Source organism: Variovorax sp. MHTC-1 (assembly GCF_003984645.1).
Taxonomy (GTDB): domain Bacteria; phylum Pseudomonadota; class Gammaproteobacteria; order Burkholderiales; family Burkholderiaceae_C; genus Variovorax.
In genome coordinates this window covers 1-14081 of sequence record NZ_RWKI01000002.1, presented here as the reverse complement: position 1 = coordinate 14081, position 14081 = coordinate 1, and the positions used below count along the sequence as shown (strand labels likewise).

The following is a 14081-nucleotide window of genomic DNA, read 5'->3' as shown; positions in this document are numbered from 1 at the left end:
ACTTGGGAGCGGCCCGGCGTCTCATGCAGCGGCCTTCAGGATCGGGTAGGTCTTCGCTTCCACGATCTTCAGCGTCGCGTTCACCACGCCCGTGCGCCCGTCCTCGAACTTGACCTGCGTCTCGATGTACTGCTCGGTCTTGCCGCCGTAGAGTGCATCGACCAGCACGCGGTACTTGTCCGCGATGAAGCCGCGCCGCACCTTGCGCGTGCGCGTAAGCTCGTCGTCGTCGGGGTCCAGCTCCTTGTGCAGCACCAGGAAGCGCGCGATCTGCGTCTCGCCCATGCCGTCCTCGCCGGCGAGATCGGCGTTGACCTTCGCGATGCATTCGCCGATGAGCGCCAGCACCTCGGGTTTGCCCGCGAGGTCGACGTAGCCGCCGTAGGCCAGGCCGCGCCGCTCGGCCCAGTTGCCCACCGCCTCGTAGTCGATGTTGATCGCGGCGCAGACCTCGTCGCGCTCGTTGCCGAAGCACACCGCTTCCTTGATCTGCGGAAAGAACTTGAGCTTGTTCTCGATGTAGTTGGGCGCGAAGATCGCGCCGCCGGCGAGCCGGCCCACGTCCTTGGCGCGGTCGATGATGCGCAGGTGGCCTTCGGCGTCGATCACGCCGGCGTCGCCGGTGTGGAAGTAGCCGTCGGCATCGAGCACCTCGGCCGTCGCGTCGGGCCGCTTGTAGTACTCCTTGAGCACCGACACGCCGCGCACCAGCACCTCGCCGTCGTCGGCGATCTTGAGCTCGATGCCCGGCGCCGCGCTGCCCACGGTCTGCAGCTTGACCTTGCCGTCCTGCTGCAGGCACACGTAGGCGCAGGTCTCGGTCTGGCCGTAGAACTGCTTGAGGTTGACGCCGATCGAGCGGTAGAAGCGGAACAGGTCGGGGCCGATCGCCGCGCCCGCGGTGTAGGCCACTCGGATGCGGCTCATGCCGAGTACGTTGCGCAATGGCCCGTAGACCAGCAGGTTGCCGAGCCCATAGAGCAGCCGGTCGCCGAAGCCGACCGGCGCGCCGTTCAGCAGGTCCGCGCCCACGCGCTGCGCCAGCGCCATGAACTTCGCATAGAGCCAGCGCTTGGACGCGGCCGCGTCTTCCATGCGGATCGATACCGCGGTGAGCAGGCCCTCGAAGGTGCGCGGCGGGCCGAAGTAGTAGCTCGGCCCGATCTCGCGCATGTCGTTCATCACGGTCTCGCTCGACTCGGGACAATTGAGCGTGAAGCCGCCGACCAGCCATTGCGCCACCGAGAACAGGTGGTCGCCGACCCAGGCCATCGGCAGGTAGCTCATGATGTTGTCGCCGGGGCCGAGACGGTCGGTCTCGACGCCGCCGCGGCCCGCCGCGATGAAGCTTGCATGCGTCTGGCACACGCCCTTCGGTCGGCCGGTGGTGCCCGAGGTGTAGAGGATCACCGCCACGTCGCCGGGCTCCACGCTCGCCACGCTCTCGTCGAAGAAGCGCGGGTGCGCGGCATCGAAGGCGCTGCCCAGCTCGCGCAGCTTGTCGTAGCCGAGCAGGCCGGCCTGGTCGTAGTGGCGCAGTCCGCGCGGGTCGTCGTAGACGATGTGGCCGATGCCGGCGCCCTGCTTCTTCAGCTCGCGGCATTCGAGCAGCTTGTCGACCTGCTCCTGGTCCTCGGCGATCACGAATTCGATCGATGCGTCTTCCAGCATGAAGACCATCTCGCCGGCCACCGCGTCCTGATAGAGCGGCACCGGCACGCCGCGCAGGCTTTGCGCCGCGAGCACCGCCATATAGAGATGCGGCCGGTTGGCGCCGACGATCGCGAGGTTGTCGCCGGCCTTGAAGCCCAGGCTGGCGAGCCCGCAGGCGATCTCGCGCACCTCGCGGGCCACCATCGCCCAGCTCCAGGTTTGCCAGATGCCGAGGTCCTTCTCACGCACGGCCGGCGCGTCGGGTCGCTGCTTTGCATGGTCCAGCAGCAGGCGGGGAAAAGTGTTGGCTTTGGTCTGCACGATGGGGCGGACTGTAGAACCAAGCTTGTCGTCAGCTTGTCGTTTCAACGACAATCCTAGGGACACCCCTCCCCGGAGTTTCCCGATGACCCCTGGCAGTTCAAGCGGCACTTCGTCGATACGCGATCGCGTGCGACCGGCCACGCTCGAAGAGCTGGCCAACATCCCGTGGCTGCGCACCCTCACGCCGCTCGAGCGGCGCCGCGCCGAAGCGGCCGTGGTGGTCGGCGACGCCGAGCCCGGCGACCTGGTGTGCCGCATCGGCCGTGCGCCGACCTACTGGTTCGGCGTGGTCGAGGGGCTGCTCAAGATGAGCAACGACAACGCAGACGGCACCTCGATGACCTACAGCGGCCTGCCGCCGGGCGGCTGGTTCGGCGAAGGCACGGCGCTCAAGCGCGAGCCCTACCGCTACAACATCCAGGCGCTGCGCCGAAGCGTCGTGGCAGGCCTGCCGATCGACGACTTCCACTGGCTCCTCGACCACTCGATCGGCTTCAACCGCTTCGTGATGAACCAGCTCAACGAGCGGCTCGGCCAGTTCATCGCCGCGCGCGAGGCCGACCGGCTCAACAACCCCGATGCGCGCGTGGCGCGCAATCTCGCGGCACTGTTCAACCCGGTGCTGTTCCCGGGCGTGGGCGAGCTGCTGCGCATCACGCAGCAGGAGCTGGCCTACCTCATCGGGCTCTCGCGCCAACGCGTCAACGAGGCTTTGAGAACCCTGCAAGCGCAGGGCGCGATCCGTGTCGAATACGGCGGGCTTCGGGTGCTCGACCTCACGGCCCTGCGCGTGGGGGCGGTGGGAGGCAAGGGCGGCGTTTGAGGCCTCAGGCGGCCGGCCCCCGCTCCGGCAGGGGAATGCTCGGGTCGTGCAGGATGGTCCGGCGCACCAGCTTGTCCTGGGCATAGGGCCGAAGGTAGGCGGCCGTTTCCTCGACCGGGCAGTGCAGCCAGTCGTCGATCCACGCCTCGCGAAGAAAGACCACCCAGCGCTGCTCGCGCGGATTGAGCGCGGGCAGCGTCAGCAAGGCGAAGCTCTCCACGCACTCGCCCTCCGGCGAGCGCCATCCGTTCCATAGTCCCGCCATCGCCAGCGGCTGGCCGTCGGCACGCGAGACGCGCACCACGGCCTCATGGTGCTCGCCGCGGCGAAACAGCGCGTCGGCCAGAACCACGCAGCGATGCCCGCGCTTCCACGGCTGGTAGAAATTGCGCTCGCCGGCGGCGGTCTCGCCGCGCGCTTCGAAGGTGAAAGGGTATTCGCGCGCCTTGGCGAAGAGGGGGATCAGGCCCCAACGACCCGGGGCGATCTCGAAGCGGGCCGCCGCGGCGCTGCCCTCGCGGTCGGCGCGCGGCCGGCGGATGAACAGCCCTTGCTCGCCGGGCCGAACCAGCGGCGCCTGCACGGGACAAGCGACACCGAAGTCGCTGTAGTGGCGCTGGTCGCGCGTGGGCTCGTATTGGATCGGCATCGGCCGACTTTAGAAAGCGGCGTCGCGTTTAGTCAACTCGCCATTAGCATCGAAATCGCACGGCAGTTCGCCGTCAATGAACCATTTCACGAGATCGCGCATGAATTCATCCCAGCTCACCGTCATCACCGGTGCATCCCGCGGCCTCGGCCGCGCAATGGCCCAACAACTGCTGCAGCCCGGGCAGCGCCTGCTGTGCATCTCGCGCCGGGCCGACGAGCAGCTTGCCGCGCGCGCCCGCGAGGCCGGCGCCGAGCTCGAACAATGGCAGCAGGACCTGGCCGAGCCGGTCGCGGCCGCGGCGCGGCTTTCGGCATGGCTGCAGGCGCTGGATGCGAACGCTTTCGACAGCGTCACCTTGATCAACAACGCCGGCACCATCGGCCGCCCGCGCCCCTTGTCGCAAGCGGTGCCGGCGGAGTTGGCGCACGCATTGCGCGTCGGGTTGGAGGCGCCGATGCTGCTGACCTCGGCTTTCCTCGCCGACACCCAGGGCTGGCGTGCCGAACGACGCGTGCTCAACATCTCCTCGGGCCTCGGCCGCAATGCGATGGCCAGCCAGGCGCCTTACTGCGCGGCCAAGGCCGGCATGGACCACTTCTCGCGCGCGGTGGCGCTGGAGGAAGCGGCACTGGGCGGCGGAGCGAAGATCGTCTCGCTCGCGCCCGGCGTCATCGACACCGACATGCAGGTGCAGCTGCGCGGGGCGGAGGCCGAGATGTTCCCGGACCGTGCGCGCTTCGAGCGGCTGAAGGCCGAGGGCCAGCTCGACACGCCGGCCACCGCGGCGGCGAAGGTGCTCGAGTACCTGGCGCGTACGGACTTCGGCAGCCAGCCGGTGGCCGACGTCCGGGACGCCGGCTGACCTGCTGCATCCCGCTTCAGCCGGGCGTCGCCGGCCGTTCCGGCAGCGCGATGCGCGGCGCGGCGCGGCTCAGCAGGCTGCACGCCTCGACCGCGCAGCCGACATCGCCGAGCGCGCGCGAGAGCACGTCCTCGAGGCGTGCGATGTCCGCGCCGGCCGACGCGTGGATGGCTTCCGCCACGATCAGCACCTGCTGTGTTTCGCCGCGCACGGCCGAGCGCGCGCTCTGGCGGTGGCACCAGCGCCGCGCGTGCGCGTGCGAATGCGCATCCGCAAAGACGATCTCGCCGGCAGCGGGCGGCTCGTGCACGCCGGCGAAGTCCTCGTGGCTTTCGCTGCCGTCCGCGAAGCGCACCTCCAGCGACCCGGCGATGTGCGCGAGGTCGAAGACCGCGATCGGTGTGGCGAAGGCTATCGAGTGCGCGTTGCACAGATCCACCAGCGGATGCAGCGGCGGCAAGGCATCCTCCTTGCGGAAACGGCGCAGCAGCGATTCCGCAGCGCAGCGCACCTGGGTGGGCTTCTGGCCCATCGACGAGAACACGCGTCGCCAGGCCTGGATCTCCGGGAACTCGCCTTCCGGACTCTCGGCCAGACGCGCACGCGCGATCGACTGCTGTGCCTTTACTTGCGCGCTCACATCCAGCCGGGGCGTCACGCCGCCGACCACCCATGCGCAGGGCGCCAGCGCGGGATGCGCGGACCAGATCTCGTCGCTATGAAAAAAAGCATGAGCCACGGCTTCACGTCCTGAGATGAACAGGCACCCAGTCTCGACCGCGAGGCCGCCCGCGTCTTGAACGTTATTGCAGCCGCCGCGCGGCGGCGGCGCGCTGCCAGGCCCCCGGCGTGAAGCCGAACTGCCGGGCGAAGATGCGCGTCATGTGGCTCTGGTCGGCGAACCCGCTGGCCAGCGCGGCCGCGGCCAGCGTGTCGCCCGCGCGGATGCGGTGGCGCGCACGCTCCGCGCGCTGCTGCAGCAGCCACGCGTGCGGCGGCATGCCGTAGGCGGCGGCGAAGCGGCGCAGCAACTGGTACTTGCCGAGCCCTGCCATGGATGCGAGCTCGGCCAGCGAGGGCGGTGCGAGCAGCTCGTCGGCGATGCGCTCGCGCACCTGCGAGAGCTCGCGATCGACCTCCAAGAGGGGCGCGACGTTGGCGTGATGCGCGAGCATCAGGCCGCAGGCCTCCACCAGCGACTCCTCGCACGCCAGCGCATCCGCATCGGTGCGCCGGCCCGCGTCCCAGCGGTCCAGCCGCTGCAGCAGGCGGACCAGCACGGCGCGCAGCCGCGCATCGCGGATCACGGGGTTCGTCCATTCCACCTCGCCGGCTGGACGCTCCGGCCCGGTCATCGAGGCCAGGACCTCGGCCTCCAGGTGCACCATGTGCCAGCGCCGGGGCGTCTGTCCCTGCACGGGCCGCCCGTCATGCACTTCGCCGGGATAGCTCGCGAGCAGGTCGCCCGCGCAGGCCTCCACCTGCCCGCGTCCGCTGGCGGACTTGTGCGCCCCCTGCGCCAGCACGCCGATGCCGAAGCTCGCATGCGAGTGCCTGGCGAAGCTGCGCGCGCTGTCGGTGTGGACGCTGTGAACGCCCGGCCAGGGCGAGGCCATCACGCGGCACCGGTGGCGGGGCGCGGAGGAGGCCATCGCTACTCGATCGTCGCGCCCGAAGCCTTCACGATGTCGCGCCACTTCAGGTAGTCGGTCTGGAGCAGCGTGCCGAACTGCTCGGGCGTCATGCCTTGCGGCTCGGCGCCCTGGGCGATGATCGCGGCCTTCATCTCGGGCGTGGCCAGCAGCTTGTTCACCTCGGCGTTCACCGCGGCGATGATCTCCTTCGGGGTGCCCGCCGGCACGAAGAGCCCGTACCAGGTGCTGACGTCGAAGTCCTTGTAGCCCAGCTCGGCGACGGTCGGAACCTCGGGCAGCGAGCTGCTGCGGCGCGCCGATGTCACGGCCAGCGGGCGCAGCTTGCCGGACTTGATCTGCCCCATGGCCGAGGGCAGCGAGGACACCATGAGGTCGACGTTGCCGGCCAGCACGTCCATCAGCGCGGGGTTGGAGCCCTTGTAGGGCACGTGCCGCATCTTGATGTTGGCCGCGGTCTTGAAGATCTCGCCGGCCAGGTGGATGGTGGTGCCGTTGCCGGGCGAGCCGTAGGTGATGCTGTCCGGCGCGGCGCGTGCCGCGGTCACCACGTCGGCCAGCGTCTTGAACTTCGACTCGGCGCGCGTGACGATCACGACCGGCGTGTAGGCCACGTGGGCCACGGCCGTCAGGTCTTTGGTCGGGTCGTAGCTGAGGTTCTTGTAGAGCCAGGGCGCCACGACCAGGTTGTCCTTCTGGCCCATCACCATTTCGTAGCCGGTGGGCGCGGCACGCACCGCTTCGGCGATGCCGATGGTGCCGCCGGCGCCGGCGCGGTTGTCGGGCACCACCGTCCACTTGCTGACTTCGGTGAGCTTGGTCGCTACCAGCCGCGACAGGATGTCGGTGCCGCCGCCGGGCGGGAAGGGCACGATCAGGCGCACCGGCTTGGCGGGATAGGGCTGGGCCTGCACGGCGGCGAACGCCAGTGCCAGGACCGCGGAAGTCAGCAGCTTTCGGATCATGGGGTTGTCTCTTCGTTTCAGGCGCAGCCTGAATGCTGCGCGATAGGCCGGCGAGTGTGCCGGATCGGGAGCAATGAAGGGTACGCGATTCGAGATGGCTGCCGTATCGAATCGCGAATTCCCGCGCGCTGGGGCGCGGGAAGCCGGGGCTCAGTGCAGGGTCTGTGCGCCGGGGTTGGTGCGCGCATCGCTGCGGCGCTGCAGCGCGGCGATGCCGGCCATCATGGCCGCGCCGTAGGTCGGCATCGGCCCTTCGGCGGCATCGACGGGGCGGCAGTCCGAGCCGTCCTGCTTCTGCAGCACCCAGTAGAAATGACCGGCGATCGGCTCGTCGACGATCAGTGCAATGGCTTCCGTGTCCATGGTGTCCTCGTCTTTCCATCCATGCGTCGGGTTGTACGCAGGCAGAGGACGAACGGATAGCAACGAATTCACAAAAGCGCGCGCGCCGCCGACAAAAGCAGTGCTTTTGTGCGATACGCACGACCTGCGTTTTACGCTTTCTCTACGGCCTCTCGCCGACTCTGTTCCCCGTTTTTATGCACGCCTGCCGAGACTGACGCCCTTGCCGTGACAATTGCCGCATGACCGACGCGCCCGCCCTCTCACGCCTCAACAAACGCATGGCCGAGCTCGGCCTGTGCTCGCGCCGCGAAGCCGACGACTGGATCGCGCAGGGCTGGGTCAAGGTCAACGGCCAGGTGGCCGAGATGGGCGTGAAGGTGGCCCCGGCCGACCGCATCGAAGTCGACAGGAAGGCGCAGAACCAGCAGCAGCAACAGGTCACGATCCTCTTGAACAAGCCGATGGGCTATGTCAGCGGCCAGGCCGAGGACGAGCACGAGCCGGCGGTGGTGCTGATCAACCCGCGCACCCACTGGCGCGAGGACCCGAGCCGCAACCGCTTCTCGCCGCCGCAGCTGCGCGGCCTGGCGCCGGCCGGCCGGCTCGACATCGATTCGGTGGGCCTGCTGGTGCTCACGCAGGACGGCCGCGTGGCACGCCAGCTGATCGGCGAGGACTCCGAGATGGAGAAGGAATACCTGGTGCGCGTTTCCTATGGGCCGGTGGCGCAGAACTCGCAGGCCGCCTTCCCGCGCGAGCAGCTCGCGCTGCTGCGCCATGGCCTGAGTCTGGACGGCCAGCCGCTCAAGCCAGCGCAGGTCGAATGGCAGAACCCGGAGCAGCTGCGCTTCGTGCTGACCGAGGGCAAGAAGCGCCAGATCCGGCGCATGTGCGAGCTGGTCGGGCTCAAGGTCGTGGGCCTGAAGCGCATCCGCATCGGCCGCGTGGTGCTGGGGCATCTGCCCGTGGGGCAATGGCGCTACCTGGGGCCGCACGAACGCTTCTGAGGGAGGGTGCGCGGCAGAGCGCAGAGGGGTGGGGGTGAGGGCACTGGGCCTTTGAATCGTTGCTGTTCTTTGCTGAGGCCGGAGCCGGGGCGAACTCCCGGCTCCGGCCTCAACTCAGGCGAAACGTACGAACTAAGCGCCTTCACCGTCACCCAGCCCCAACCCCAACCCCCCCTCATGACACGCTAACAATCCGCGTGTAGCCTTCATCGTTTTCCTGAAAGAGGAGGTTCCGTGCGCGCGCTGCTGGTAGAAGATGACGAGATGATCGGCAGCAGCTTGATGCATGCCCTCGAGGGAGCGGGCTGGTCGGTCGACTGGGTGCGCGACGGCGCGCTGGCCCAGAGCGCCTTTGCCGACGGCGGCTACACCTGCGTGCTGCTCGACCTCGGCCTGCCCAAGCAGGACGGCACCGAGGTGCTGCGCCGCGCACGCGAGCGCGGCGACACCACGCCGGTCGTGGTGCTCACCGCGCGCGACGGTCTCGAAGACCGCATCCAGGGCCTGGACCTGGGCGCCGACGACTACCTGCTCAAGCCCTTCGAGTTCCGCGAGCTGCTGGCGCGCATGCGCGCCGTGATCCGGCGCCGCGACGGCGCCGCGCACTCGGTGATCGGCGGCAACGGGCTGCAGCTCGACCTGACCACGCGCGAAGTGCTGCAGAACGGCACGCGCGAAGCGCTGACGGCGCGCGAGTTCGCGCTGCTGCACGCGCTCCTGGAACGGCCCGGCGCGATCCTCTCGCGCGAGCAACTGGAGAACCGCATCTACGGCTGGGGCGAAGAAGTCACGAGCAATGCGGTCGACGTGCTGATCCACGGCATGCGGCGCAAGCTCGGGCCCGAGGCGATCCGCAATGTGCGCGGGCTCGGATGGCGGGTGGCGGCGGCATGAAGAAGGCTCACCCGCGCCCGTGGTACATGCCCTGCTCGCTGCGCGGCAAGCTGCTGCTGTGGCTGGTGTCGCTGCACCTGATCGCGGCCGGCGCGGCGGCCTGGACCTCTTACGTGAGCTACGGCCGTATGGTCCATACCTTCATGGACGACCAAATGCAGCTGCTGGCCAATTCCTATGCAGCCAACGACAGCACGCCGGCCCTGCAGCCGCTGGCCGACCAGAGCATCTTCAAGTGGGGCGCCTTCATCGTGCAGATCTGGAGCGCCGACGGCCGGCTGCTCGCGAGCTCGTGGCCCAAGCTCGAGGTGCCGCTGCAGGCCGAACCCGGGCTGCGCGACGTGCGCACCGGTACGCGCCACGACGATGTCTGGCGCGTCTACACCGCGGCGCCGGGCACGCGGGCCGGTCAATCCCGCGTCCAGATCGTGCAGAGCGGCAGCTTCCTGCACCACGAGGTCAAGCACCGCGCCCTGTTCGCGGCCTTGCCGATCGTGCTCTTGCTGCCGGTCTCGCTGGCGGTGCTGTGGCTCGTGGTGTGGCTCACTTCGTATTCGCTGCATGCGGTCGCGCGCGAGGTGGCGGCGCAGGACGAGCGCAGCCTGTCGGAGCTCTCGCTCGCGCGCGTGCCGGACGAGATCGCGCCGCTGGTCGCCGCCTTCAACAGCCTGCTCGCGAGATTGCGCGACGCCTTCGCGACGCAGCGGCGCTTCGTGCAGGATTCCGCGCACGAGCTGCGCACGCCGGTCGCCGCCATCGGGCTGCAGCTCGAGAACCTGCGCGCGCACGTGCCGCCCGGCGATGCGGCCGAGCGCTTCCGGCAGCTCGAGGCCGGCGTCACGCGCGCCCAGCACCTGATCGAGCAGCTGCTGCGCCTGTCGCGCCAGGAGAGCGCGGCGCCGGCCGCGGCGCCCGAGCAGGTCGACGTTGCGGCGCTCCTGCGCGAAAGCCTGGGCCAGCTGATGGTGGTGGCCGACCGGCGCCGCATCGACGTCGGCTTCGACGGCGAGGTGGCGCCCCTGGTCACAGCCCCGGCCGCCGAGCTGCGCAGCGTGTTCGACAACCTGATCGACAACGCGCTGCGCCACGCGCCCGAAGGCGGCGTGGTCGACGTGCGGCTGCACGAGGTGCAGGGCCAGCCGGTGGTCGACGTGGTCGACAACGGGCCGGGCATCCCGGAGGAGTTCATGGCGCGCGTTTTCGATCGCTTCTTCCGCGTGCCCGGCACCTCCGTCGGCGGCAGCGGCCTCGGCCTCGCGATCGCGCGCACCGCGGCGCTGCGCAACGGCCTGCGCATCGCGCTCTCCAACCGCAGCGACGGGGAGCGCGGCGGCACCGGGCTGGTGGCGCGCGTGTACCTGAGCGGCTGAGCCTCGCCATGTTGAAGACCCTGAAAGACCTTTTCGATGCCATCCGGCCGCCGGAGGCCGCCGACTCGGCGCAGCACCGGCAGCACCTGCTGCAGCTGGCAACGGCCGTGCTGCTGGTGGAGGTGATGCGCGCCGATCCCGAACTCGGGGCGGCCGAGCGCCGCGCCGTCATCGCCGCGCTGCGCGACAAGTTCGCGCTGGCCGACGACGAGATCGAGCGCCTGCTGGAGCTCGCCGAGCAGACCGCGCAGCGCGCCACGGACTTCTTCAGCTTCACTTCGCGGATCAACGAATCCTTCGAGATGGAGCAGAAGCTGCGCATGATCGAGCACATGTGGCGTGTCGCCTATGCCGACGGCACCCTTGGCGCGCATGAGAACCACGTGATGCGCAAGGTCGCCGACCTGCTCTACATCCCGCACGGCGCCTATGTGCACGCCAAGATGAGGGCGCAGCAAGCAGCCGGCGAAGACTGAGGGCACAGGCCGGGCCTCCTTTCGGCTAGTGCTTCCGGTGAATGCTTTCGTACTCTGTGCGAAGTAGAGTGGGCGCTCACGACTGGGGGTCCTCCGTGATCACACTCGACATGCGCACCATGCCCGGCCCGGCGGCGGGCTTCGGCGCACACGACACGCCCGCGCCGGACTGGGACGCACCTGCCCGCGACACCGCGCACACCCTGCCCGAGGGCACGCGGCTGCTCGATTACGAGATCGTCGGACCCATCGGCGAGGGCGGCTTCGGCATCGTCTACCTGGCCTGGGACCATGTCCGCGAGCAGCATGTCGCGATCAAGGAATACCTGCCGGCGGTCCTGGCTTCGCGCGCCAGCGCCTCGCCCGGCGTGGTGCTCAAGTCGCAGCGCCACGGCAACAGCTTCCGCATCGGCATGCGCAGCTTCGTCCACGAGGCGCGGATCCTGGCGCGCTTCGATCATCCGGCGCTGGTCAGGGTGCTGCACTTCTGGGAGGGCAACGGCACGGCCTACATGGTGATGCCGTACTACGCGGGCCCGACGCTCGCCCGCGCGCTGGCCGAGCTGGGCCGTCCGCCCGACGAGGACGAAATCCTCGGCTGGCTGCACCCGTTGCTCGATGCCCTCGCAACCATGCATGCGCTGAGCTGCTTCCATCGCGACATCGCGCCGGACAACATCCTGCTCGCCGACGACGGCCCCGTGCTGCTGGATTTCGGCGCCGCGCGGCGCGTGGTCGACGGAATGGGCGCGTCGCCGACCGTGGTGTTCAAGCCCGGTTTCGCGCCCATCGAGCAGTGCGGCGACGGCGCCTCGATGAAGCAGGGCGCATGGACCGACCTGTATGCGCTCGCCGGCGTGGTGTACATGGCGATCAGCGGCCGGCCACCGGTCCCCTCCATCGAGCGCCTGATGGGCACGCCGCTGCAGCCGCTGTCCGAGCTCGCGCGCGGCCGCTACAGCGTGACCTTCCTGGCCGCCATCGATGCCGCGATGGCGCTGCACCCGCACAACCGGCCGCAGAGCGTGGCCGAGTTCCGGGCGCAGCTGGGCGACGCGAAGACCAGGTCTGCGCGCTCGGCGCCGCCGCCGGCGACACGCCGCGGCAGCAGGATCAAAGTCCCTGCGCTGGCGGCGACGGTGCTGCTGGTCGGCCTGGCCGCTGCCGGCTACTACCGCTTCGGCGCTCCGGCACCCACGGCACCGCAGGCCTCGCTGGCGGCCGCGCCCGCGAGCCCGCCGCAAGCGAGCTCCGCGCCGGCAAAGCCCGTGCGGACCGGTCCCCTGCCAGCGGCACCCGAGGCGCCGGCGCGCGCGATCGCTGCATGGCCGCCGGTCCCGCGCGACGCTTCGGAAGAGCCGTCCGATGCGGCGCACGCCGCACTGCGTGCGCTGGGCATCCAGCCGGCGCCGACCCCGACGCCGACCCCGGAGGCGAGCGTGTCGATCGAGCGCGCACCTCCGGCGCCGCGCGAGATGCGTCGCGAGATGCGCCGCGAAGCCCGGCGCAGCCCGCGGCGCGAGACGCCGGCAGCGACACCGGAACCGGCGCTCGAGCAAGCCGCGGCGCCGGCTCCGGCACAGATCGCGCGGACCGACGCCGTGCCGCAGGACGACCGCTGCGCCGAGATTCTTCAACGGGCCTCGCTCGGACCCCTGCTGCCCGGGGAGGCCGCCCTGCTGAGAAGAGGATGCGAATGATCACCACGACTCTCGCTCGTTGGCTGCCGGCCGTGTTCGGGTCCGGCGCCATGCTGCTCGCCTGGGGGCTGGCCGGCTGCGCCGCGCCCCCCGCCGCACCGCCCAAGGGCGAACTGCCCTTCGAGGAGGCCGTCGCGCAGGCCACCGACGGCCTCGTCATGCAGACGCAGAAACAGCCGGCCTTCATCGCCAGGATGGGCGCCAAGCGCGGCGTGGTGCTCGACCCGATGATCGATGCCGGCAGCGCCCAGCAGACCGTGGCCACCCGGCTGCTGCAGGATCGGGTCAGCGAGCGCATGGACTCGAAGCACGACGCGATCGAGATACTGCCCTTTCAGAGCGCGAACCTGGGCAGGGCCCGCTACCTGCTCACCGGCACCATGACGCGGCTGTCGGTCAGCGAGTCGCGCAGCCCGCTGCGCATCGACCTGGCCCTGACCGAGCTGGCGACCGGCATAGTGGCCGCGCAGTCCTCGGCCGTGGCGCGCGACGACGGCCTGGACCACACGCCGCTGCCCTACGACCGCGATACGCCCGTGCCCACCAAGGACCTGGTGGTCGAGAGCTACGTGCGCACCACCGCCACGCCGCCCGGTCAGCGTGCAGACCCCTACTACCTCGAGCGCCTCGCGGTGGCGCCGCTGATCGGGGAGGCCACCACGCACTACAACGCCCAGCGCTACGAGGAGGCGCTGGCCCGGTACAGCGCCGCCGGCGCAACGAGCAACGGCGAACAGCTGCGCGTGCTCAACGGCATCTACCTGAGTTCGGCCAAGCTGGGCCGAACGTCCGAGGCCGAGCAGGCCTTCGGCAAAATCGTCGCCTACGGCATCGCCAACCGGCAGCTCGGGGTGAAGTTCCTGTTCAATCCCGGCGGCACCGTGTTCTGGTCGGACGCCAAGATCAGCAGCCCCTACGCCATGTGGCTGCGCGAGATCGCCAAGGCGAGTGCCGATGCCAGCGTCTGCATGGACATCGTCGGCCATACCAGCCGCACCGGCTCGGTGGCTTTCAACGACACGTTGTCGATGCAGCGCGCGCGCTACATCCGCCAGCGGCTGGTCGGCGAATCCACCGTGCTGGGCGATCGCACCACGCCCAGCGGCAAGGGCTTCCGCGAGAACATCATCGGCAGCGGCACCGACGACGCGGTCGATGCGCTGGACCGCCGGGTCGAGTTCAGGATCGTGGGCTGCGGTTGATACGGGCCGGGGCGGGCCGCCGGCTAGGGCCTGTTAACGCTATTTGCGGGGATCGCGTTGCCCAGCCAAGGGGCTGGATGCAAGGCGCCCGCGCGCAGCAAGGCTTGCGCCTCGCAAGCGCGGGCAACGCCGCAGACGGCCCCTTGGCTGGGCAAC

Annotated in this window: 14 protein-coding genes; 8 read left to right on the top strand and 6 right to left on the bottom strand. The window is 69.8% G+C overall.

What is annotated here, in order from left to right; genetic code table 11:
• Positions 1-21: 21 nt before the first annotated feature.
• On the bottom strand, positions 22-1974 hold the full coding sequence (locus EJI01_RS03370) for an AMP-dependent synthetase/ligase (RefSeq protein WP_126835712.1): 1953 nt from the start codon (positions 1972-1974) through the stop codon (positions 22-24).
• Positions 1975-2059: 85 nt separating this feature from the next.
• Between EJI01_RS03370 and EJI01_RS03365 the strand changes: the two genes are divergently transcribed.
• Positions 2060-2800, top strand: a complete 741-nt coding sequence (locus EJI01_RS03365; RefSeq protein ID WP_126835711.1) for a Crp/Fnr family transcriptional regulator — start codon at positions 2060-2062, stop codon at positions 2798-2800.
• Between the two features lie 4 nt (positions 2801-2804).
• Here EJI01_RS03365 and EJI01_RS03360 read toward each other — a convergent pair whose 3' ends face one another.
• Positions 2805-3449: an SOS response-associated peptidase family protein gene (locus EJI01_RS03360; RefSeq protein WP_126835710.1), complete on the bottom strand. Its 645-nt coding sequence runs from the start codon at positions 3447-3449 to the stop codon at positions 2805-2807.
• Positions 3450-3549: 100 nt separating this feature from the next.
• Here EJI01_RS03360 and EJI01_RS03355 point away from each other — a divergent pair, with 100 nt between their 5' ends.
• On the top strand, positions 3550-4314 hold the full coding sequence (locus EJI01_RS03355; RefSeq protein WP_126835709.1) for an SDR family NAD(P)-dependent oxidoreductase: 765 nt from the start codon (positions 3550-3552) through the stop codon (positions 4312-4314).
• 16 nt (positions 4315-4330) lie between these two features.
• Here the strand turns inward: EJI01_RS03355 and EJI01_RS03350 are convergent, their stop codons facing one another.
• The 4 genes from EJI01_RS03350 to EJI01_RS03335 form a co-directional block, all read right to left on the bottom strand.
• Positions 4331-5053, bottom strand: coding sequence for a B3/4 domain-containing protein (locus EJI01_RS03350; protein ID WP_126835708.1), 723 nt, complete (start codon positions 5051-5053; stop codon positions 4331-4333).
• 64 nt (positions 5054-5117) lie between these two features.
• A complete protein-coding gene (locus EJI01_RS03345; RefSeq protein ID WP_126835707.1) occupies positions 5118-5966 on the bottom strand; it encodes an AraC family transcriptional regulator in 849 nt (282 codons plus the stop codon).
• Between the two features lie 2 nt (positions 5967-5968).
• Positions 5969-6931, bottom strand: a complete 963-nt coding sequence (locus EJI01_RS03340; RefSeq protein ID WP_126835706.1) for a Bug family tripartite tricarboxylate transporter substrate binding protein — start codon at positions 6929-6931, stop codon at positions 5969-5971.
• Positions 6932-7081: 150 nt separating this feature from the next.
• Positions 7082-7294, bottom strand: a complete 213-nt coding sequence (locus EJI01_RS03335) for a hypothetical protein (RefSeq protein ID WP_126835705.1) — start codon at positions 7292-7294, stop codon at positions 7082-7084.
• A 221-nt stretch (positions 7295-7515) separates the two neighbouring features.
• On the opposite strand from EJI01_RS03335, the gene EJI01_RS03330 reads away from it, so the two are divergent.
• The 6 genes from EJI01_RS03330 to EJI01_RS03305 all read left to right on the top strand — a co-directional run bounded on the left by EJI01_RS03330 (position 7516) and on the right by EJI01_RS03305 (position 13925).
• Positions 7516-8283 carry a pseudouridine synthase gene (locus EJI01_RS03330; RefSeq protein ID WP_126835704.1) on the top strand — a complete coding sequence of 256 codons (768 nt, stop codon included), beginning with the start codon at positions 7516-7518 and terminating at the stop codon, positions 8281-8283.
• Between the two features lie 234 nt (positions 8284-8517).
• Positions 8518-9177 carry a response regulator transcription factor gene (locus EJI01_RS03325; RefSeq protein WP_126835703.1) on the top strand — a complete coding sequence of 220 codons (660 nt, stop codon included), beginning with the start codon at positions 8518-8520 and terminating at the stop codon, positions 9175-9177.
• Entirely contained in the window at positions 9174-10547 is a 1374-nt protein-coding gene (locus EJI01_RS03320) for a sensor histidine kinase (protein WP_126835702.1), read from the top strand. Before EJI01_RS03325 ends, EJI01_RS03320 begins: the two co-directional genes overlap by 4 nt.
• An 8-nt stretch (positions 10548-10555) precedes the next feature.
• Complete coding sequence (locus EJI01_RS03315; RefSeq protein WP_126835701.1) at positions 10556-11023, top strand: TerB family tellurite resistance protein; 468 nt, start codon at positions 10556-10558, stop codon at positions 11021-11023.
• A 95-nt stretch (positions 11024-11118) separates the two neighbouring features.
• Positions 11119-12723, top strand: a complete 1605-nt coding sequence (locus EJI01_RS03310) for a serine/threonine-protein kinase (protein ID WP_185878798.1) — start codon at positions 11119-11121, stop codon at positions 12721-12723.
• Positions 12720-13925 (top strand): OmpA family protein, encoded by a 1206-nt coding sequence (locus EJI01_RS03305; protein WP_185878797.1) that lies wholly within the window; start codon positions 12720-12722, stop codon positions 13923-13925. Before EJI01_RS03310 ends, EJI01_RS03305 begins: the two co-directional genes overlap by 4 nt.
• Positions 13926-14081 lie beyond the last annotated feature (156 nt).